Below are 22,316 nucleotides of genomic sequence, written 5' to 3' on the forward strand. Positions count from 1 at the left end.
ACTTCCTTTCACTTTAATTAACCATTTATAATCTTTTCTCCCAAACTTTTCCCTAATGCAACATAATCCCATTTATTTCCATGAATATCTTTTTTTATAAGTTTATTGCCCATTTGAAAGATACCGGTTATATTAAGAATTTCACCCTCAATTACGGAATACGCTCCCACAGGAGTATGACAATCCCCTTGAAGCTTTTTTAAAAAGCTTCTTTCTGCTTCAACACTTATTCTTACATCTTCATTATCAATTTTCTCTAAAGTATTTGCATATTCACTATTTTTTAGAACTTCTACTCCTATAGCCCCCTGGGCCACTGCAGGAACAAATTGAAAAGGATTAAAATATTCTGTTATAATTTCTGACATACCCAACCTTTTAACTCCAGCTGCTGCAAGAACTATACCATCCAATTTTTCTTCCTTCATTTTTCTTACTCTTGTTTCTATATTTCCCCTTATAGGAACTATTTCTATATCATGTCTTAAATTTTTTATCTGAACTGCCCTTCTTATGCTGCTGGTACCTATTACCGCTCCCTTGGGAAGATCTAAAAATTTTATACCTTCAGGGGATATAAAAACATCCCTTACATCTTCTCTCACAGGCATTGCAATTATTTCAAACAAATTTAGTAATTCATTTGGCATATCCTTCATGCTGTGTACTGCTGCCTGGGCACGTTTTTCTATTAATGCCCTCTCAATATCCTTTACAAAAACGCCCTTTCCTCCAATTTTATCTAAGGATACATCAAGTTTTCTATCTCCTTCAGTTTTTATCAAAACTTTTTCACATTGCATCTTAAACTTCAAAGTCAATAAGTCTATTACATAATCCGTTTGTACTAATGCCAACTTGCTTTTCCTTGTAGCAATTTTAAGACTCAAAGTATTACCTCCATAAATTATTCTGCTTTTATCCTAGACAATCACTACTGATCGCCTGAACAAGCTCCTCTTTATCAATGGTTTCAAGTTTATATATCTTATAATTTAAAATACCTTCAATACTTTTTATGGCCTTATCCACAGTTTGTGAATTTTCATAGATTATGGCAAGGCAATCTCCCGTATGGGCACCTATAATACCAACTCCCCCTGTGAAATCTTTAATGCTCATAATCTGGGACAATATATTATATTTAAGCCTGCTTTCATTTCTCAATATACTTTCTGTAGATGCTAAAGCCATATCTTTTAATGCTCTTTTTCTTAAGCCGTTTTTAAATATTTTTATTAAATCATCTACAGCATTCAAAGACTTATCTACTCTATTATTAAATTCTACAGTATCTATTGTTTTAATTCCTTCAAATACTAAAAGATAAAACTTAAAATATTCTCCTATACTCTCTTTAAAAGCTCCTTTTTTATAGTCAAATATGGTCATGGTATGAAATATTATACTGTCTGTAGGTTCCACTTCAATACAGAAGTCTATTAATTCCCTTTCATTGAATGTTTTGTTGAAAAGTTTTAAAAGTGCATAATAAGTGGCGCAAAGATCTGCAGTACTGCTTGCAAACCCCTTTCCCTTTGGAATTTGAGAAGTTATAAGCATATCCATATTTTTTTCATAAACGTCATAATTCCATCTTTTTAAAATATTGTTCATAAACTGCATGCTTTTTGGATAATTATATTTAAATACCGGACAATTACTTTCAAATAAAGTTACTCTGGTAAAGAAATTCACAGGGCAAGATATTAATACATCTTTCCCTCTAAAATTTCCCTGTATCATTTCACCTATGCTGCCTGGATAACTGGCGGTAGCTTTCATAATTTTCCTCTTTTCTTATCTATCCAAACATCATCAATTGTGACTTGTGAATTGTGCATTGTATCTACTCCTATACATAAAGTCATTCCTGATAAATTAAGTTTGCTAACCAAAATTTTACCCCCTGAAAGCTCAACACAAGGTTCACATACTGCTTTTACGCCAATATGATCCTCTACAAATTTACTCCCTTTATATTTATACTCAATGGATTTTATATCTTCCCTGCTGAAAGTTTTAAACTGTGCCCCCAAAAATTTCCCCAATTCTATAATAGCCTTTTCTTCACTTTTAATGTTACAAGATGTAACTGTTTTAACAGCTCTTTCATCTATATTGTATTCTTTAAGTTTTTCTCTTACTGTCTTTTGCATAGCTTCAATTGAATAATCTTTTCTGCAGCCAATTCCAATAATTACATTTTTTCTTATAAGCTTAAGCACGGCCATTTTGCCATAAGTATTAAAATAGTTTAATTTATTTGTTACATATACAACTCCACTGGCAGTTTGTAAGTTGCCTCCATAGCCTTTTGGAGTATGAATAAGATTTTCCTCATCTTCAAAAACAATATTTTCACCATTTACCATAAGGGCTGAAATGCACTTTGCATCATCCATATTATCTATTATAAGATTATTTTCCTTTGCAATAATATCTGGTGCTTTTAAATTCAAATTATCCGTTGCAGTGGTAATTATAGCCTCTGCATTCATTATTTCAGCTATTTTTTCTGAAAATTCATTGGCACCGCCTAAATGCCCACTTAAAAGGCTTATGACATATTTGCCCAGTATATCCACTACAATAATGGCAGGATCTTCAGACTTACTTTTTATAAAAGGCGCAATAGTCCTAATTGCTATACCCGTAGAAGATACAAAAATTATGGCATCATAATTTTTCATAAGTTCCTCTACAAGTTTTACAATATTAAAATTTTTAATTTTGTTTTTAGAAAATATATGTATGGGAATGGAATCCCCTATCTTCTTGCCAATTATATCTCCATATTTATTTAAACTAATTAGTGCCACATTCATACTTAAGATCTCCTCTAAAAACCCCTTAATTTTTAATATTCTATGCCTTCTCTTGCTAGTATACCTTTATCCATATAGTGTTTTATATTTTTCATCTCTGTTACAAGATCTGCTTTTTGTAAAATTTCTTCCGGTACATCTCTTCCAGTCAATATAAGTTCCATATTATCTGGTTTGTTATCTATAAGCTTGATAATTTTTTCTACAGAAAGAAGTCCATTTGAAAGTATAGCCATGATTTCATCCATTATTAAAATATCACAGGTATTATTTTGAAGAGTTTCCAAACAAAATTTATAAGCTTTTTCTACTTCTTTCCTTAATTCCTCTTTTTCACAATCATTTAACGTCCAAAAAAAGCCTTTTTTCTTTTCAAATCTATATATTTTAAAATTATTTTCCAGCTTTTTTGCACTTTCAATTTCACCTGTTCTAGATGTCTTAAGGAACTGAACCATACATACGCTATAATTATTTCCTGCAGCTCTCAATGCCAATCCTAGAGCTGCTGTAGTCTTGCCCTTTCCATCCCCTGTATATATTTGGACAAAACCTTTTTTCAATTTACCCATATTTTATTCCATCTCCTTTTCAAATGGAAACTTTACTTGTATTGTTATATAAAAATCTAGCATACAGGATAACTGTTTCTCTGAAAATGTCTTAAAACAGTTAACAATTTTTCATTAGAAATTCTATCTTTTATTGCAAGTCTTATAAAGTTTTTATCAAGTCCCTTAAAATTGCCAGCTTTTCTTATGATTATTCCTCTGTTTATACAATAATCATATACCTGCTGTTCATTTACATTTCTTATTTTACATAATACAAAGTTTGCATAGGTTGGAAATACCCTTTCTATAAAATATAATTTTTTAAGTTCTTCTGTCATGAATTGTCTCTCCCTATTAATCAACACAACAGATTCACTAATATAATCTAAATCACTTAAACAATATTTGGCGGCTATTTCTGCAAAACAGTTAATATTCCATGGATTTTGTCTATTCTTTATTCCATCTACAATACTGCTGTTTTTAGTTATACCATATCCAAACCTTATACCCGGCATGGCGAAAAATTTAGTCATTGCTTTTATTATAAAAATACTCTTATATTGTTCTATTTTATCCATAAAACTAAATTCAGTTTTTCCTGTAAACTCAATAAAGGTTTCATCTAAAATAATTGCCTTATCATTCTTTTCGCAAAAATCTAATATGGGTTGAAATTTTTTCTTGTCAATCACCCCTCCATTTGGATTATTGGGATTTCCAATTATAATTGAATCTACTTCTACCATTTTATCCATTATATCATCATAATCAATTTCCATATTAGAAGACAAATAAGAAAATTTAATCTTGCAATTCCATCTTTTTGCATCTATCTCATACTCTATGTAAGAAGGAACAATAACAAGTATACTTTTAAACAAACTTATAGATAGATCAATAAGTTCAGAGGCACCATTGCCTAAAAGGATACTTGCATTTTCAAGTCCAATATATTTTTTTATATATTTTCTTAAATTCCTATATTGAATGTCAGGATAAACTGCCACATTTTCCAAGGCTTCTTTTATATTTTTCAAAAAAACTTTGGGAAGCCCAAGAGGATTAATATTAGAACTATAATCCAATAATTTTTTCCCTTTGAAAACTCCTTCAGTGTAAATATCCCCTCCATGAATCATCCTCATATTCTCCCTTTAACTGTAGTTAATTATCAAGTTCTTCTAATCCACTTTGCTGCATCCATTGCATGATAGGTTATTATTATATTCGCTCCTGCTCTTTTAATGGATGTAAGCGTCTCAAGTACTATAGATTTTTCATCTATATCTCCAAGAGCCACCGCCGCTTTAATCATAGCAAATTCTCCACTTACACTATAGGCTGCTATTGTATTATCAAATTTATCTCTTGCCATTTTTATTATATCCAGATAGGACAAGGCCGGCTTTATCATAATTATATCTGCTCCCTCATCAATATCCTCCTGAATTTCCAGCATGGCCTCTCTGCTATTTGCAGGATCCATCTGGTAGCTCTTTCTATCTCCAAATTCAGGACAAGAATCTGCAGCTTCCCTAAAAGGTCCATAAAAAGCAGAAGAATATTTGGCACTATAGGCCATAATACTTACATCCTTGTAATTATTCTCATCTAAAATGCTTCTGATTGCCCCTACCCTTCCATCCATCATATCAGAAGGTGCTACCATATCAGCTCCTGCCTGTGCATGGGAAAGTGCTATTTTAGCTATATATTTTAATGTTTCATCATTATCTACATCATTATCTACTACTATGCCGCAGTGTCCATGACTTGTATATTCACACATACAAACATCTGTAATAACCCACATATCCGGTGCAATTCTTTTTATTTCACGCACTGCTTTTTGAACTATACCTTCATCATCATAGGCTCCGCTGCCCAAATCATCTTTATAATTGGGAATTCCAAAAATCATTATTCCTTTAATCCCCGTTCTAATTATGTCATCCATTAATTCACAAAGCCTATCCACAGACCAGTGGAAATTTCCTGGCAGAGATCTTATTTCTTTCTTTATATTATTTCCTTCTACAACAAATAAAGGATAAATAAAATCTTCTTCATTCAATACTGTTTCTCTTACCATACTTCTTATTGCAGGATTTTTTCTAAGTCTTCTATATCTTCTAAACATTTTCTCATCCTCCATAGTTATTATTTAAACTAAGTTTCCACACCACAGAATTTTCAACTATTTTATTAGTACACTGCATACATTTATGACCTAATATCTTAACATCTTTTTCATCTAACAAACTACAAATAGCTTCTCCATATTTAATATGTTCTTTAATTTTTATAGGGCTTGAACTACAAAAGCCTAACTTTTCTAAAGGCAAAGATGTCCTTGCACAAAGATGCATTATAGAATTATCCATATAATCTTCTAAGGTCTTTATAAGATTATAGGTTAACTCTCCACTAAATTTTCTATAGATTTCAGGACCCAAAATATTTATATCACCGCTAGGATCTGAATAAGATATTATTCTAGCACCTTTTTCCAAAGCTTTAATAATATATTTTTTAATACTATTTTGTATAGTTAAAAGTGAATCATAAATAATATCACTTTGATTTTTTAATGCTTTATAAATACTCAAATTATCTATTAACAAGGTTAATATAGTAAAAGGCCCTTCTACATTTAATACTACTGTATTTCCTCTTTTGCTTAATATTTCAATGCAATCTAATATTTCTTTTATTCTACCCTTATCTATATCAAATTCAACAAGATTTGAAATCTCTTCAATTGTAGTGTATTTAAAGCCATCTATCAAAATTCCATTGCTGCATTCATCTAATCTTACCTTGGAGCCAAAAGCTTCTGCTTCTACAGTTACAGAAAAAGGTACATAGCAAATACAGTTTTTATCAATTTGTTTTATCTTTTCAGAGACAGTTGCCATACAGTCTTTCTTAAAATGTGCATCTGCAAAATATATGCCAGTTCGTTTTAAGGCCTCTGCTGGAATCTGTTCCATACTTTCCCCTTTACATATTGAATCAACATTAAAATTCATCATTTGTCCTCTCATTCCCCGAAGTTTCACTTGATTACAGGAATACTATCAAGAATATGTTTAATATGTGGAAATTCATCCTTGCTATGTGGAAAATTCATAGCATTATAAAATTCAGCTTCAAAATCTTTTTCCGCTGCAGATTCAACAAAATGCACATTTTTAGCCACTTCTTCAGCTTCAGCTCTTTTATCTGTATTTAAAAGAGTTATTTTAGCTCCTTCGCTTGCTGCATTTCCCACAACTACTACATCATTTAAATCACAATCTGGAAACAATCCTATAACAAGAGCATTTTCTTTATTAATATAACTGCCAAAGGCACCTGCCAATATAATCCTTTCTACAGAGTCCACATTCCTTTTTTTCATGAGTATCTTTGCCCCTGCATATAATGCTGATTTGGCAAGCTGGACAGCTCTTACATCTTTTTGTGTTATGGAAATATCTTTTCCTATAGATGTGTGTTGTTCCCATACAAGGACATATTCCTTTCTTCCTTCTTCATCCCTGCGTATTCTAGGACATACTATGTTTTTATTAAATGTTCCGTCTCGTCCAATTATGCCGCTTTTATACATCTCTGCAACAGCATCAATTATTCCCGAACCACATATTCCTTTTGCTCCTCCCACTTTAGCTGTATTATTCCATTTATCTTCTCCAATCACCTTAAAATCAGGTTCTAAAGACAAAGGATTTATCTTTACTCTCTCAATGGCTCCTAGAACTGCCCTCATTCCATATTTAATTTGTGCTCCCTCAAGTGCAGGACCCGTTGCACAGGAAGTGGAAAACAACTTCTCTCTATTTCCAAAATCTATTTCCCCATTTGTTCCAATATCAATTATCATAAGCAGCTTCTCTTGTTTGTAGGGTTCCTGAGAAATTAATACAGAGACATTATCTGAACCTACAAAACCACCTTCAATAGGCAGACTGTAAACATAAGCACTATCACATATATTTATACCTAATTCCCTTGCTTTAATATTCAGTCCCTGTGCTGTGACAGGTGAAAAGGGAGATTGTCCAAGATATTCAGGATTTATGTTTAAAGCTATATGATGCATAACAGTATTAAATACCAATACCATATCATAAATCTGATTCACACCTGCATTTACTGAAGCAGCCATTTCCTCTAATAGTTTATTTATCTCTTTAATAATTAAATTATGCATTTCTTCAAGCCCATTTTTATTTATACTGCAATGGGAAATTCTTGATAGTACATCCTCTCCATATATAATCTGTGGATTCAAACTTGAGGCCTGCTTTACCACTTCACCGGTAGATAAATCACATAAAGTAGCTGCAATAGTTGTGGTACCTATATCCACAGCAGCTCCATATACCTTCTCATTCAATCCTGACTCCACAGATATAATTTCTTTATCCATCCACAATGTCACAGTTATTTTATACTTTTCTTTCCTCAATAATAAAGATAAAGTTTGCAGCACTTTATAATCAATAGATATATGTTTTTTTAGATTTCTGTATTTATGTAACAATGCATCTTTAACCCGGGTAAAATCATCTCTACAGTCCTCCAGTGTAGGTCTCTTTAATTCTATATAATATTTTTTCACCCCAGGGTTTAGATGAAATGATTTTGATTGTGAAACTTCAAGAACTTTTTGCTTTCCCATCTTACTTTCCATAGGCACAGAAATCACTATATCTCCAGTTATTTTAGTACAGCAAGCCAATCTAAAATTCTGTAATTGTTCTTCTTTTGTCAATATTTCTCTCTCTTTTTCTGTAATCAGTGAAACATTACTGCCATTAGAATTGATTCCTTTCTCAAAAGATACCTTTTCCAGTTTAACTTTACATTTTCCACAAGTTCCATTCCCACCACAAGGTGATTCCAAATTAATACCAAATTTTTGACAGGCCTCTAAAATAGTTTTTCCTGAACATATTTTACCTTTATGGCCTGTAGGTTGAAAAATAACATTTACCTGCATTAGTTCCACCTCTTTTAATTTAAAAGTTAAAGAATATGGTGATTCATTTTTTCTTATTATAACATAATTATTATAATTCTCCGTACAAAAGCTTAAGTCTTCTCACTCAAACTATTAATTCCCCCCAAATATACAATATATAAAATCTATAATTAAAATATAATTCGTGTTTGTCAATATATGTATAAAATTGAACAACTGGAAAATACATGTTATAATTCACTTAAAGTATCTATAATAATCTTTAAAAAGCATATCAAAAATAGATTTTTAATATATTGAAATTTTTTCACCTTAAAAAATTATTAAATTTAATAAAAAGTCAAATAATATATATATATAAATATAAGGGGGACATATGCTATGAAAATATTTTTTAAAAAAATCACTGCTGTTATGGTAATATCTTTTGTGTTATTTTCTTCCTTCGGTATAGTATTTACCGACGAAACTGTTTATGCATCAGATACAAACATTACAGCCTGTAATGAAATAGGAAAAACCTATTATGGATTTAAACTTACTTCAATTAAAGAAATACCAAAGATTAACTCTTCTGTTATGCTTTTTACTCATGTAAAAACAGGTGCAAAGCTTATGTATGTTAGTAATGAAGATATTCAAAGAGTCTTTGATATAAGTTTCCGTACGCCTACTTTAGATAATACTGGAGTAAATCACGTTATTGAGCATTCAGTTTTAGACGGCTCTAAAAATTATCCTGTTAAATCTCCATTTACAGAACTTCTAAAAAGTTCTTTAGGTTCATTTATTAATGCCATGACAAGCAGTGACTATACTACATATCCTGTAGCAAGCACAAATGAAAAAGATCTTAAAAATTTAATGAGTGTATATTTAGATGGAGTATTTTATCCAAACTTTACTACTAATCCCACTATATTTAAACAAGAAGGCTGGAGATATGAACTTCCATCTACAGACTCTAATCTTTCAATTAACGGTGTAGTATATAATGAAATGAAAGGTAATTACTCAAATCCAGATTATATTTTACATAACGCAAAAATGCAGTCACTTTTTCCTGATACTTCTTACAGGTGGGATGCAGGAGGAGCCCCTGCAGAAATTCCAAACCTTACAATAGACCAATTAGTATCAACATACAAAAAAAATTATTCACCTTCCAACAGCTATATATATCTATATGGTAAATTAAATATATCAGAATATCTTGAATTTATTGACCAAAATTATTTAAGTAAATTTGACAAAGTTGAAGTAGATACCTCCATAAAATCACAGGAGCCTCTATCAAACATACCTGCAAAAACAGCTTATTACTCCATACCAGAAGATAGTGATACAAAAGATAAAACCTATCTTTCCTTGAATTTTGTTACAGGAACTATAGATAATAGAGAAGAAAATATAGCATTAAGCTTTTTAAGTTATCTGCTTATAGGTACAGATAATGCTCCACTAAAAAAAGCTCTTACAGATAAAGGCATTGCGGTAAATGTAACTTCTTCCTTTAATATGGAAGGTATTCAGCCTGTATTTTCCATTGATGCTTCTAATTCAAATGAATCTTCTAGTGAGATTTTTAAAGAAACCATTTTTAATACATTGCAGGATATTTATAAAAATGGATTTGATCAGGATTTTCTTAAATCCGCTCTAGCATCTTATGATATAAGCGCTAATTCTAAAGAACTTATACTACCTTCTCTAGGTGGAACAGGTCTTGTATTATCACAGACTGCATTAGCTACATGGATATATGATAAAGATCCTACTATGTATTTTGATACAGATGACATAATGGAAAAAATTAAAGAAACAGATGAAAATGAGTATTTTAAAAATCTGATTAACAAGTATTTTCTTTCAAACAATCATTATTCACTAGTTATGTTAAAACCTGAAGCAGGTCTTGAAAGTACAAATTCCAAAGCTCTGGCAGAAAAACTTACAGCTTATAAAAATAACTTGGATGAAGCAACCATTAATTCTTTGGTAAAGGATACAGAAGATTTTACCTCATGGCAAAAAAGTGAAGATTCTAAAGAAGCATCAGACACCTTGCCAAAACTTTCTTTAGATGACATTGAACTTGAACTTCCTAATTTAAGCTATAGAGTTGAAAATCAATCTGGTGTAAAAGTTCTCAGTCATGTTCAAAATTTAAATGGACTATCCACTTTGAATCTTTACTTTGATACATCCAAGGTTCCTCAAGATGAATTGCACTACTTAAGTTTATTATCCTCCTTACTTGGAAATGTAGACACCAAAAAACACACTTCCAAGGAACTTTCAAATGAAATGCTGGAAAGTGCAGGAGCACCTATAAGTTTTATTCCATCTGCAGTAACAAATAGTAAAAATCTTAATAACTATTCTCCTAAAATGATAGTATCCATACTAATACCAGAGGACAATATTGGTAAATCTCTGGATATAATTAAAGAGATTATAAATGAAAGTAGCTTTGAGAACAAAGAAAAAATAAAACAGACCATACAACAAAATAAATCGGCCCTTCAGTCAATTTTTACTTCTGGTTCTGGAAGTGCTGCACTTATGGCCATGAACTCCTATATGAGCGAAGGTGGAAAATATAATGAAGAGCTTTCCGGTCTGTCATATTACAAGTTTTTGCAGGATTTGGATAATAATTTTGACTCAAAATGGAACGACATCTATAAAAATTTAAATGATACCTATAAACTTGCCTTTAATAGAAATGGACTTATAGCAAGCTGCAGTGGAAGTGACTCCTTCATCAAAAAATTTAAACCTGAATTAAACCGTATAAGTTCAGAAATTACAGCTAAGAATATTCCAAAACAAAAGTATACTTTTGTCGAAACCAATAAAAATATAGCCTTTTCCTCTTCTGCCAAAGTACAAACAATATTACAGGGAGGAACTTTAAAAGGTACCAGCTATAGTTACAGTGGAAAAATGATGGTACTTCAGAATATATTAAATACAGAATATCTATGGAATGAATTAAGAACAACAGGAGGTGCCTATGGGGGGCAGATTTCCATTTCATCCGATGGAGAAGTTATTCTTGCATCTATAAGAGACCCCAATCTAAAAGAAACTTTACAGACCTTTAAAAATACAGCAAACTATCTTAAAAATTTTGAAGCTTCAGATGATGAAATGACAAAATACATTATAGGAGCTATTAAGGAATTTGTAAATTTAAAAATTAGTGGACCTCTTGTGGAAAGTGCCCTTTGTGATTCAATATACCTTACAGGTTTTTCCTCAAACGATCTTTTGAAATATGAAAAAGAAGCTCTTTCAACCACACCGGAAGACATACGGGATTATGGAAATATGCTAGATAAAGTTTTAAATCAAGATATATATTTCTTAGAAGGTTCTAGTGACAAAATCCAGGAAAATAAAGAATTATTTAACGAAATTGTAGATACAGGAAGATAAAGATTAGCCATTCCCTTAAAATAGGTTAAAGTATTTAACCATATTTTAAGGGATTTTTCTTTTTGATATATTTTTCTATGAATTACTACATTATCATTGTTGATATGATAATTTATTGGTTTACAAATTTAATACAGTAAATTATAATGTTTAGTGTAATTAAAATTCTACAAATAGGGGGATATATAAAATGAAGAAAAAATTTGGAATTTTAACTATGGTAATATTCTTAATGGGAATATTGTTTACAGGATGTGGACAAACTCAAAAGTCAGATGATACATCCTGGGATGATATAAAGTCAAAAGGTAAATTTGTAGTAGGACTGGACGACAGCTTCCCTCCAATGGGATTTAGGGATGAAAAAGGTCAAATAGTAGGATTTGACATAGATATGGCAAAAGCAGTAGCAAAAAAACTGGGGGTTAAAGTTGAATTTAAACCCGTTGAATGGGATGGAGTAATACTTAGTTTGAATAATAAAGATATAGATGTTATATGGAATGGTTTAACTATAACTGAAGAGAGACAAAAACAAATAGACTTTTCAAAGGTATATCTTCAAAATAAACAGATAATCGTAGTACAGAAGAATTCCAATATAAACAGTAAACAGGATCTATCAGGCAAGACAGTAGGACTACAAATGGGAAGCAGCAGTGAAAAAGCATTAAAAGCAGATACTACCGTTTCTAATTCCTTAAAAGATCTTAGAAAATACTCAAACAATACAGAAGCACTTTTAGATTTAAGTCAAGGACGTACAGATGCAGTAGTAGTAGATGAGGTTGTAGGAAGGTACTACATAGAAAAGAAACCTGATCTATACAAAATACTGGATGATAACTTTGGAGTAGAAGATTATGGTGTAGGTATAAGAAAAACAGACACCAGTTTTAAGGAAAAATTAGATGAAGCCTTGGATGCTATAAAAAGTGATGGAACCGCAGATAAAATATCTCAAAAGTGGTTTGGTAAAAATATAGTTACAAAATAATTGATTAGGATGTGATTTGCGTGTCTGAACTTATGGACATTACAGGATTTATACTAAAGGGAAGCTTAATAACTATAGAATTGTTTTTTATAACTGCTATTTTTTCTATACCCCTTGGCGGTATAGTTGCTGTAGGAAAAATATCCAAGATTAAGCCTTTAAAAGTTATATTAAGTTTATATACCTGGGCTTTTAGAGGGACTCCTTTGTTGTTACAACTATTTTTTACATACTTTGGTCTTCCTGTAATTGGCATAAGATTGTCACCATTAGCCGCTGCAAGTTTAGCCTTTACCATAAATTATGCTGCATATTTGGCGGAAATATTCCGGGCAGGCATTGAGTCCATAAATAGAGGCCAATTTGAGGCTGCAAAGGCTTTAGGAATGAATTATTATGAAACTATAACAAGAATAATCATTCCTCAAGCTATTAGAAATGTACTTCCTGCCGTGTGTAATGAAAGTATAAATTTAGTAAAAGATTCAGCTTTAGTAGCTACTATTGGAGTTGGTGATCTTTTAAGGGCGGCAAAAGAGGTGGTAACCCGTGATTTTACAATTACTCCTTTTTTTATAGCTGCTGCTTTATATCTTCTTATAACTTCAGTTTTAGTTATTGGTTTTAGGCAGTTAGAAAAAAAATATTCAGTAAAATAATTTTATTTATACTCATTATAGACTTTATATTAGAACTAAATTTTGAGAAGTCAAATTTTGCTATCTACTGCTAACAAAATTTGGCTTTTCTTTGTTCTTATATATATTGTCATTTTCAAGACATTCTTCTAGACACTCTTCTATTACTTCCATGGTTATTTTAAATTTTTTAGTATCCTTCATTTTATCCCTCCTTACTTATAACCTATGTTAATTCTTCTAAAATCTTAACCTATTAAATTCTAAATCACTGCTTTGGAAAACGTATACATGTTTCATCCAATGGCTACCTGCTAATCTCCAACTTCTCTAAAAGCATACGATAAACACACCCTTTTATAAGTTCTTCTAAGTTCCAAAAGGAAAAGCATTGTTCACGAACAAACTCCATATAAAACTTTGAATTACTTGATATATTTACTCAAGAATTTACTTATATAATTAAGTACACTATAAATAACTATTAACTTAAATGAAACATTTTGGCTCTATAATAAAATTCACTTATTATACAGCCATAAAAATTTGTATATATTAAAATCTTTTATATTTATATAATATTAAAAACAGATAAAAAGGTTACTAAAAATTGTACTTTAAGTCAAATTACTTTTCTAACTATAATCTAATATCTTTAAGACAAGTCTAGTACACAGTCCTTAGAAAATAAATACAAATATTTGTTTTTAACTTTCTTATCTGTTAATTTTTCCAGTGCTCTTTGATAATAATAGATTTGAACTTGGTATCTTTTTTTTATTAAATCTATATCTTCTACATAATCCGTTTTATAATCTACAAGTATTAATTCATTGTTTTCTTCAAAATAACAATCTATTATTCCCTGAATTAATACTTTCTCATCTTTATATATATGCTGTGGCAACTGCTTATATAATTCTGTACTCTCTACTTCCATATAAAATGGAACTTCTCTATATACATTATTTGACCTTTTCATCCTTATTCCAACTTCAGAATTAAAAAATTTTAATATTTTATATATGGATATGGACTGGGCTTCTACTTCAGTTATAAATTCTCTAAATACTAGTTTATCTACTTGCTCTTTTATCTGTCCATAAGAACTAACTCTATCAATATCAATATGCTGCATAACTAGATGCATAATAATTCCTCTTTCAGCCGGAGTAAGTCCCTTGCTCTCCTTTAAAAAAACTGGCTTTTTTAAATATATTGGCTCCATAAATTCTATACTATTTTCTGTATCCATTAACTTGAATCTCCTTTTTAACTCCGATACTGAAAATTTAGCAGCTATTTTAGAAGATTCTTCATATCTATAGGTCCAATTAAGTCTTCTATTCACTTCATCTTGGTATAATTCTTCATGATGATTTAATTCTAAGCTTTTAATTTGATTTATTATATCCTCATCTATATTTTCATCAAATGTATTTTTAAAATTATCTTTACTGTATATAAATACTTTCCATTTAGAGTCATCTTCTACTATGGAAGTTAAATTATATTCAAAAGGACACATTTTTCTAATAAGTTCCCCACAAGGATGTCTTGCTACTGCAGGCCCTATCCAGTCTAAAAAATTCCTTGAATTTACAAGTGAATATTCCGGAAGTTTATCACCTTCACAGCAGGCAACTTCACACCATTTTTGAAAAGTATTTTCAATATTATCTACCGTTCCTGTTATTATAAGTTTTTCTTTAGCTCTGGTAAAAGCTACATAAAGTATTCTCATCTCCTCAGAAAGAGTTTCCATTTTCAATTTTCTTTTTAATACCTGCTTAACAATAGTGGGATAGGAAATGTGCCTTTTAAAGTTTACATACTCTGGTCCAAGTCCTAATTCTTTATGAAATAATATATTTTTATTTATATCTGTCAAATTGAATCTCTTTCCTGCTCCAGAAAGTATTATTACAGGAAATTCCAGACCTTTACTCTTATGTATACTCATTATTCTAACTACATTTTCATTTTCTCCAAGTATTTTTGCATTTCCCATATCAGTACTGCTGCTTTTAAGTTTACTTATAAAATTTATAAAATTAAAGAGTCCTTTATAACTAATATTTTTGTACTGTTTAGCTCTTTCGAACAACATTCTTAAATTTGCCTGTCTTTGTATACCTCCAGGCATAGCACCTACAAAGCCATAATAACCTGTTTCTATATAAAGATGCCATATAAATTCATCTATAGGCATATGTATTACTTTCTTTCTCCAAAGGCAAAGTTTATTCAAAAATTCTTCCACCTTGTATTCCAATCTTTCATCTATATGCTCTAAAGAATATTTTAACTCCAGACTGTGTTCCTTTATGGCCTTTAGTATTTCATAAAAAGATACATCTCTATTAACTATTCTTAAGTCTATAAGATCCTCTGGAGAAAATCCTCCTATAGGAGAACGAAGTACTGCTATAAAGGGAATATCCTGCAGTGGATTATCTATTATTTCAAGAAGAGATATTATAGTTTTTATTTCAATAGTCTGAAAATACCCTACAGAAGTATCTGCAAATACAGGTATTCCTGAATTATTTAGTTCCTCTACAAACACAGGTGCCCAATTTTGTGTAGTACGCATCAATATCACTATATCTTTATACATTATAGACCTATAGCTATTGATTTCCTTGTCATATACTTTAAAGCCATACTGTTCTGATGACTGATTTACTAGTTCATTTATCTTTGATGCCACCAATCGTGCCTCCACGGAAATAGCATCTAGAAGCTCTTCCTCATTTTCATCCTTTTCTAATTTATTTTTACTTTCTTTCTTATCCACTATATGAAGTTCTACATACCCACCGCAATTTCCTTCATAAGGTTCATAGCTTGCTGAACTCTTTAAACATTCTTCTTCACCATAATCAAGTTCTCCCACTTCTCTACACATTATTTGTTTAAATATATAATTTATGGCATCTATTATTTCTTTTCTACTTCTGAAATTTTCAGACAACTTTATTTTTCTATTTTTACTACCCTCTTTCTCACTATAGCTATTGTATTTTTCTAAAAATAATTCTGGTCTTGCCTGTCTAAACCTATATATACTTTGTTTTACATCTCCTACCATGAATAAATTTGCGCGATTTTCTTTTCTGCTTATCATACTCATTATAAACTCTTGAACTTCATTACTATCTTGATATTCATCTATAAATATTTCTTCAAAATATTCCCTATATTCTAAAGCAGCTTCTGAGGGAATTATATCTCCATTTTTATCTCTACTGGTTAATATTTGAAGACAAAAATGCTCTATATCATTAAAATCTATCATACCTCTTTCACTTTTTTTATCATGGTATTTTTTATAAAAATCCATAACAAGGGAAACCAGAGATTTCATTAAAGGATATACTTCCCTCAAATTTTCACATATATTATCTGTACATGAAATTAGATCTTCTCTTATACTAATTAATTTCTTTTTTACTTCATCTCTTGTATTCCTAGCTTTATCCTTATAGGATTTCAACAGAGGATCTGTTTTTTTAGAAGGAAGTTTATCAAAACTTAATTTAATAAATTCATTTCTTATTTCATCCCAAGAAGCAATTTCTATGAATCTATCTATGTTTTCAATATCATTTTTAAATGGTTCTAAATAATATTCCAATCCTTCTATATTTTCAATTATACTCAGCATATTTTTCATCTTATTTTTACAACCTTTAAGTTCTACAGTTATACCATGCATCAGTACTTTAGCCCACTTAGTAGCTCCAAAATTAAAATCATTGCCTACATTGAAGTCTTTCAAGACATCCTGAAGCCATTTTTCAGGCCATGGGTTACCCTGGGAAAATTCATATAGAGAAAGTATAGTATCTTGGAGCTTACTATCATTTTTCCCTCCATATCCATCCACAAGATTTAAGAATTCCAGATCTTCTTCCTCATACTTTTCCTCAAAAAGTTCTAAAATGGCATCCTGCTTTAATAGTTTAGATTCCGTGCCATCACATATTCTGAAATTAGGATCTAAATCTATTCTATGAAAGTTATTTTTTATAACCTTAAGACAAAAAGAATGTATTGTCATTATATTAGATTGGTTTAATAAGGCAAGCTGTCTTTGAAGATTTTTAGAAGTACAATTTAACTCCAACAGTTTAGAAAGTGCCTCTCCCACTCTCTCCTTCATTTCAGAAGCCGCTGCATTCGTAAATGTAACCACCAATAATTTATCTATATCAACTTCTTCACTGTTATTTGTTATTTTCTGTAGTATTCTTTCTACTAATACCGCAGTTTTACCAGTTCCAGCTCCTGCTGCCACTAATAAGTTGCAGTTTGGGGTAAATATGGCACTTTTTTGAGTTTCCGTCCACCTTGTATTCACACTTATCACCTTATCCAATTCCATAATTATTATCATCCTATCAGCATACTACTTTATTTTTTCCCGTATTTTTTGCCTTGTACAAATTTACATCAGCCTTTCTTATCATGTCTTCAATACTTTCTGCATTATTAGAAGATATGCTTATTCCCATAGAAACTGTCACATGAGATGAATTCTCATTATATTCTATAAGTTCATCTTCTATACGCTTTCTTATTACAGTCATTCTGTTATAAACATCTAAAGTTCCTTTAATATCATACATATATATTATAATTTCTTCTCCACCATACCTAGCTACTAGATCTTCCTTTCTAAGACTATTTTTTATTATACCACTTACAGTTTTAAGCACTACATCACCATACTGGTGGCCAAAATTATCATTAAATCTTTTAAAGTTATCTACATCCACCATTATAATAGCAAATCCACAGCCACAATTCTTTATTTTTTCTTTTATAACAGAAAAAAAGTAATTTCTAGTAAAAAGACCTGTTAAAAAATCTTTTTGAGAGTTTTCTTTTATCTTATTATAAAGTCTGTTATTTTCTATACATATGGCAATTTGGTTACTAAGTGCCGTCAAAAGTTTAATATGATCTTCATTTAAGTAATTATATATTTTATGTTCCACTATAATTGCACCAAGAAGACTTTGTTTTAAATATATTGGCATGAATATTGAAGAATGGATTTGAATATTATCATCTTTACATATATTATCAAAAGAATTATTTAATTTAGTATCTAACTTGTGTACTACTTTACTGTTATATTCATTTATACTGTAATGATGTTTAGTACTGCTTAAATTAGTACACTTTAATTTCAGCTTTCTATTTTCTAAAATATATACGGTAGAATAAGTTACTCCTAAAATTCCTATCATTATATCATGTATTTTAGAAACTATTTCCACACTGCCAAGACATTTATTTATATACTGACTTATCTCAACTATTAGAGACAACATATCTAGCTTCTTATCTAACTCTACAATTTTCATATTTTGTCTTTGTATAGTTTCTTCAGCCATTTTTTGATAACCTTCATAATCAAGCTTTAGTTGATTATACTTCTCTAATAATGATGCTAACATAAAACTCTCCTCTATTTAAAACTATTGATAAATTAAACTATTGGATAATTAATATAGTCATAAAAATTATTATATTCTATAATTATACTTATAAAAGTATCTATTCACAAGAAAATTTTTCCTTATAAGTATATATAATATTATCTAAATTATTCTTAATAATTTATACCACTTAAACAGCTTATTTAAAATAATATATAATAAAATTAAAATTTATATTACAATTATACCTCTTAATTTCACATTATACTACTTATAATGGATACCTAATAGATTTTTTATATTAAATTAACAGAGTATTTACGACTTTATTCTCCAAAATTCTAGTAATTTCTACTTAAATCTTTATATTAAAGTTTATTGACAATACAACTATAACCGAGTAAAAATCATAACATAATTTTATAAATAATTGATTAAAAAAGAATTTACCAAATAAAAATATAGAATTATCTGGTAAATCAAATATTATTTCATTATACAATCAATTATAATAAAAATTTTCTAATTTCTTCCTTCATATCTTCTCTCTTACATACAGTATTATGAACAACTTTACTATCTTCCAATTTTCTTATAGGTGCTGGAATTTCAAGTGATGCAATTTTACTCATCACTTCCACAAGTTCCATATCTTCGTCGGCACTATACTTAGTGTCCAAAGCACTCATTACAGATTTGGTGAACTTAAATGGACTTGCTGTTGAAACCACTATAGTCTTTGTATTATCACAGGTATCCCTTAAATAATTTTTATAAACAGAATATGCAACAGAAGTATGGGTATCCATAAGATAATGGTATGTATTAAAAGTATCTTTTATACACTGCAAAGTTTCTTCTTCACCCGCAAATCCCCCATAAAATATCCCTAATTCATCTTTCATATTTTCACTAATTGTATACTTATTGTGTCCATTTAAATTTGTCATTAATTTATTTACAACTGAGGAATCCCTGCCACTTATATCATATATAAGCCTCTCGAGATTACTGGATATAAGTATATCCATAGAAGGGGATATGGTTAAAATAAATTCTCTTTCTGCATCATAAGTTCCACTTTTAAAGAAATCGTAAAGTACCTTATTTTCATTTGACGCACATATGAGTTTATTAATTGGAAGTCCCATATTTTTAGCATAATAAGCTGCAAGTATATTGCCAAAGTTTCCTGTAGGAACAGAAAAATTTATTTTATCTCCAAAGTCTATTTCTCCTCTTCTTAAAAGTTCCATATATCCATAAAAATAATAAACTATCTGAGGAACAAGCCTTCCAATATTTATAGAATTGGCAGAGGAAAACATATAGGAATTCTTATCTAGTTCTTCTTTTAATTCATGATCATTGAAAATTTTCTTTACTTCGCTTTGAGCATCATCAAAATTTCCTTTTATACCTATAACCTTTGTATTTTTTCCCTGCTGGGTAACCATCTGCTTTTTCTGAATCTTGCTTACTCCCTGTTCCGGGAAAAATACTACTATTTTAGTTCCCTCTATATTTGCAAACCCCTCCAAAGCAGCCTTTCCCGTATCTCCGGATGTAGCTGTAAGTATTACTATTTCTTTATGTAGTTTCTGTTTTTTAGCAGCAGTCTTCATCAAATGTGGTAGAAGACATAGTGCCATATCCTTAAAAGCTAAAGTGGGGCCATGAAATAATTCCAGACAAAATACATCCCCAACCTTTTCCAAAGAAACTATTTTCTCTGATTCAAATTTATTATCATAGGCTAAATCTATGCATTTTTCTAATTCTTCTTTACTAAAATCTGTAAAGAATTTTTCAATTATACACAAGGCCAATTCCTTGTAAGTCATATCCTTAAGTTTTTTTAATTCCTCTTCATCTATAAAAGGTATGGTATCTGGAACAAACAATCCCCCATCCTCTGATATTCCATTTAATATTGCGCTGGATGCAGTAAAATTTTTATTTAAACCTCTGGTACTAGTATAATAAATCTCCTTCAAAATATATCACTCCTCCTAAAATTATAACACCATGTAATTAACACATATTAATATATATAATAACATATGATATATAACTTGAAAATTATAATCGAAATATATTCTTACTACTATGAGCAAACTTCATCTGAATTTCTGGATCACTTAATAGTAATTACATGATTAATTAGAGCAATAAATAAGAAAGTCAGTCCTGATATACATACTCCCGTCCAGCCGTATAAATTCCAGCTATAAGTACCTATAAAAGAGCCCAATGCTCCCCCGATAAAATAAGCAACCATAAAAACCGTATTCAATCTATTTCTGGCTTCTGGAGAAAGACTATGTACACGGGTTTGATTTGAAACCTGACCTGATTGGGTACCAAGATCTAATAATATTAATCCAATTATAAGTCCTATAATCTTATGTCCAAATATAAAAAATATTACAAATCCTGCTGCAGCAAAAAAAATAGAAATACCTACAGTAAATTTAGTTCCTTTCTTATCACTAAAACTACCTATAATAGGAGCAGCAATTACCCCAGATATACCAATTAAACTAAATAACCCTGCAGCTTTACTTCCCATATTATAATTGGGTGATTCTAAAAAAAATATAATAGTTGTCCAAAATATACTGAAAGCTCCAAACATCATAGCGCCACTTAGAGATGCCTCTCTAAGCAGGGGTTCTTTCTTAATTATATCCTTTAAAGAAATAAGTATATTTTTATAAGATTCCTTGGATAGGGGCTGACTTTTAGGTAAAAATTTAATTACTGCTACATATAAAATAATCATAAGTATAGTGGCAATATAATACATACTTCTCCATCCTAAAAAAGTTCCTATAAATCCACTTATAGTGCGAGCTAATAAAATACCTGCTAAAAGCCCGCTTAAAACAGTTCCTAAAACCCGCCCCCTTTCTTCAGGTGATGAAAGTTCTGCTGCAAAAGGCACTATAAGTTGAGGAATTACTGTTGTAAATCCAACTAAAAAACTACAGCCAATAAGAACCTTCGCATCTTTACAAGAAGCAAATAAAAGTAAAGATATTGCAGAAGCCAATAATAATTTTAAAATCATTCCTTTTCTTTCTATGATATCACCCAAAGGTATTATAAAAAACATTCCCATTCCATAACCTATTTGAGTAAAAGTAGATACTAAACCTATATCCTTTGTAGGTACATTGAGGCTTCTAGATAAATCTCCAAGCAAAGGCTGATTGTAATATAGATTTGCTACCGTTACTCCACAAATTATAGCCATAATCCAAACAAGTCTGGAATCTATACTCTTATGATATATTTCTTTATGTTCCATGATAAATTCCTCCATAAATGCTGATAAAATTTATTTCGATTATATCATAAATCTAATGTATAATGTTTTTACTAAATACCAATAATAGAAATAAAT

16 protein-coding genes are annotated in these 22,316 nt (G+C 30.2%); 3 read left to right on the plus strand and 13 right to left on the minus strand.

Annotated elements, in window-relative coordinates; all coding sequences use genetic code 11:
* Positions 1–17: 17 nt before the first annotated feature.
* Genes hemC through AB3K27_RS17715 form a run of 8 tightly spaced genes read right to left on the minus strand, consistent with a single transcriptional unit; the run spans position 18 to position 8,393 of the window.
* The gene (hemC, locus tag AB3K27_RS17680) at positions 18–890 is read right to left on the minus strand and encodes a hydroxymethylbilane synthase (protein WP_368488670.1); all 873 of its coding nucleotides are present in this window, start codon (positions 888–890) and stop codon (positions 18–20) included.
* Between the two features lie 28 nt (positions 891–918).
* On the minus strand, positions 919–1,785 hold the full coding sequence (locus tag AB3K27_RS17685) for a kinase (protein ID WP_368488671.1): 867 nt from the start codon (positions 1,783–1,785) through the stop codon (positions 919–921).
* Positions 1,782–2,828 carry a cobalt-precorrin 5A hydrolase gene (cbiG, locus tag AB3K27_RS17690; protein ID WP_368488672.1) on the minus strand — a complete coding sequence of 349 codons (1,047 nt, stop codon included), beginning with the start codon at positions 2,826–2,828 and terminating at the stop codon, positions 1,782–1,784. Before cbiG ends, AB3K27_RS17685 begins: the two co-directional genes overlap by 4 nt.
* A gap of 32 nt (positions 2,829–2,860) precedes the next feature.
* Positions 2,861–3,400 (minus strand): cob(I)yrinic acid a,c-diamide adenosyltransferase, encoded by a 540-nt coding sequence (locus AB3K27_RS17695; protein WP_368488673.1) that lies wholly within the window; start codon positions 3,398–3,400, stop codon positions 2,861–2,863.
* Positions 3,401–3,456: 56 nt separating this feature from the next.
* Positions 3,457–4,524 carry a histidinol-phosphate transaminase gene (locus AB3K27_RS17700; RefSeq protein ID WP_368488674.1) on the minus strand — a complete coding sequence of 356 codons (1,068 nt, stop codon included), beginning with the start codon at positions 4,522–4,524 and terminating at the stop codon, positions 3,457–3,459.
* Positions 4,525–4,556: 32 nt separating this feature from the next.
* The gene (hemB, locus tag AB3K27_RS17705) at positions 4,557–5,525 is read right to left on the minus strand and encodes a porphobilinogen synthase (RefSeq protein ID WP_368488675.1); all 969 of its coding nucleotides are present in this window, start codon (positions 5,523–5,525) and stop codon (positions 4,557–4,559) included.
* Between the two features lie 4 nt (positions 5,526–5,529).
* The gene (locus tag AB3K27_RS17710; RefSeq protein WP_368488676.1) at positions 5,530–6,417 is read right to left on the minus strand and encodes a uroporphyrinogen decarboxylase family protein; all 888 of its coding nucleotides are present in this window, start codon (positions 6,415–6,417) and stop codon (positions 5,530–5,532) included.
* Positions 6,418–6,443: 26 nt separating this feature from the next.
* Complete coding sequence (locus tag AB3K27_RS17715) at positions 6,444–8,393, minus strand: ASKHA domain-containing protein (RefSeq protein ID WP_368488677.1); 1,950 nt, start codon at positions 8,391–8,393, stop codon at positions 6,444–6,446.
* A gap of 363 nt (positions 8,394–8,756) precedes the next feature.
* Here AB3K27_RS17715 and AB3K27_RS17720 point away from each other — a divergent pair, with 363 nt between their 5' ends.
* The 3 genes from AB3K27_RS17720 to AB3K27_RS17730 all read left to right on the plus strand — a co-directional run bounded on the left by AB3K27_RS17720 (position 8,757) and on the right by AB3K27_RS17730 (position 13,475).
* The gene (locus tag AB3K27_RS17720) at positions 8,757–11,819 is read left to right on the plus strand and encodes an insulinase family protein (protein ID WP_368488678.1); all 3,063 of its coding nucleotides are present in this window, start codon (positions 8,757–8,759) and stop codon (positions 11,817–11,819) included.
* Between the two features lie 190 nt (positions 11,820–12,009).
* The gene (locus AB3K27_RS17725) at positions 12,010–12,816 is read left to right on the plus strand and encodes an amino acid ABC transporter substrate-binding protein (RefSeq protein WP_368488679.1); all 807 of its coding nucleotides are present in this window, start codon (positions 12,010–12,012) and stop codon (positions 12,814–12,816) included.
* A 20-nt stretch (positions 12,817–12,836) separates the two neighbouring features.
* On the plus strand, positions 12,837–13,475 hold the full coding sequence (locus AB3K27_RS17730; RefSeq protein WP_368488680.1) for an amino acid ABC transporter permease: 639 nt from the start codon (positions 12,837–12,839) through the stop codon (positions 13,473–13,475).
* Between the two features lie 60 nt (positions 13,476–13,535).
* Here the strand turns inward: AB3K27_RS17730 and AB3K27_RS17735 are convergent, their stop codons facing one another.
* The 5 genes from AB3K27_RS17735 to AB3K27_RS17755 form a co-directional block, all read right to left on the minus strand.
* On the minus strand, positions 13,536–13,658 hold the full coding sequence (locus AB3K27_RS17735) for a hypothetical protein (RefSeq protein ID WP_368488681.1): 123 nt from the start codon (positions 13,656–13,658) through the stop codon (positions 13,536–13,538).
* Positions 13,659–14,109: 451 nt separating this feature from the next.
* A complete protein-coding gene (addA, locus tag AB3K27_RS17740) occupies positions 14,110–17,844 on the minus strand; it encodes a helicase-exonuclease AddAB subunit AddA (protein WP_368488682.1) in 3,735 nt (1,244 codons plus the stop codon).
* A 16-nt stretch (positions 17,845–17,860) separates the two neighbouring features.
* Positions 17,861–18,925, minus strand: a complete 1,065-nt coding sequence (locus AB3K27_RS17745; RefSeq protein ID WP_368488683.1) for a diguanylate cyclase — start codon at positions 18,923–18,925, stop codon at positions 17,861–17,863.
* Between the two features lie 488 nt (positions 18,926–19,413).
* Complete coding sequence (gene thrC / locus AB3K27_RS17750; protein WP_368488684.1) at positions 19,414–20,904, minus strand: threonine synthase; 1,491 nt, start codon at positions 20,902–20,904, stop codon at positions 19,414–19,416.
* A 140-nt stretch (positions 20,905–21,044) separates the two neighbouring features.
* A complete protein-coding gene (locus AB3K27_RS17755) occupies positions 21,045–22,220 on the minus strand; it encodes an MFS transporter (RefSeq protein WP_368488685.1) in 1,176 nt (391 codons plus the stop codon).
* Between the last annotated feature and the right edge of the window lie 96 nt (positions 22,221–22,316).

It is taken from the genome of Clostridium sp. BJN0013, from assembly GCF_040939125.1.
Classification (GTDB): domain Bacteria; phylum Bacillota; class Clostridia; order Clostridiales; family Clostridiaceae; genus Clostridium_B.

Bases quoted from the DNA above. Each gene is read 5' to 3' on its own strand.
- AB3K27_RS17685 (WP_368488671.1), bottom strand. From the start codon at position 1,785: ATGAAAGCTACCGCCAGTTATCCAGGCAGCATAGGTGAAATGATACAG.
- cbiG (WP_368488672.1), bottom strand. From the start codon at position 2,828: ATGAATGTGGCACTAATTAGTTTAAATAAATATGGAGATATAATTGGC.
- AB3K27_RS17695 (WP_368488673.1), bottom strand. From the start codon at position 3,400: ATGGGTAAATTGAAAAAAGGTTTTGTCCAAATATATACAGGGGATGGA.
- AB3K27_RS17700 (WP_368488674.1), bottom strand. From the start codon at position 4,524: ATGATTCATGGAGGGGATATTTACACTGAAGGAGTTTTCAAAGGGAAA.
- hemB (WP_368488675.1), bottom strand. From the start codon at position 5,525: ATGTTTAGAAGATATAGAAGACTTAGAAAAAATCCTGCAATAAGAAGT.
- AB3K27_RS17710 (WP_368488676.1), bottom strand. From the start codon at position 6,417: ATGAATTTTAATGTTGATTCAATATGTAAAGGGGAAAGTATGGAACAG.
- AB3K27_RS17715 (WP_368488677.1), bottom strand. From the start codon at position 8,393: ATGCAGGTAAATGTTATTTTTCAACCTACAGGCCATAAAGGTAAAATA.
- AB3K27_RS17720 (WP_368488678.1), top strand. From the start codon at position 8,757: ATGAAAATATTTTTTAAAAAAATCACTGCTGTTATGGTAATATCTTTT.
- AB3K27_RS17725 (WP_368488679.1), top strand. From the start codon at position 12,010: ATGAAGAAAAAATTTGGAATTTTAACTATGGTAATATTCTTAATGGGA.
- AB3K27_RS17735 (WP_368488681.1), bottom strand. From the start codon at position 13,658: ATGAAGGATACTAAAAAATTTAAAATAACCATGGAAGTAATAGAAGAG.
- addA (WP_368488682.1), bottom strand. From the start codon at position 17,844: ATGGAATTGGATAAGGTGATAAGTGTGAATACAAGGTGGACGGAAACT.
- AB3K27_RS17745 (WP_368488683.1), bottom strand. From the start codon at position 18,925: ATGTTAGCATCATTATTAGAGAAGTATAATCAACTAAAGCTTGATTAT.
- AB3K27_RS17755 (WP_368488685.1), bottom strand. From the start codon at position 22,220: ATGGAACATAAAGAAATATATCATAAGAGTATAGATTCCAGACTTGTT.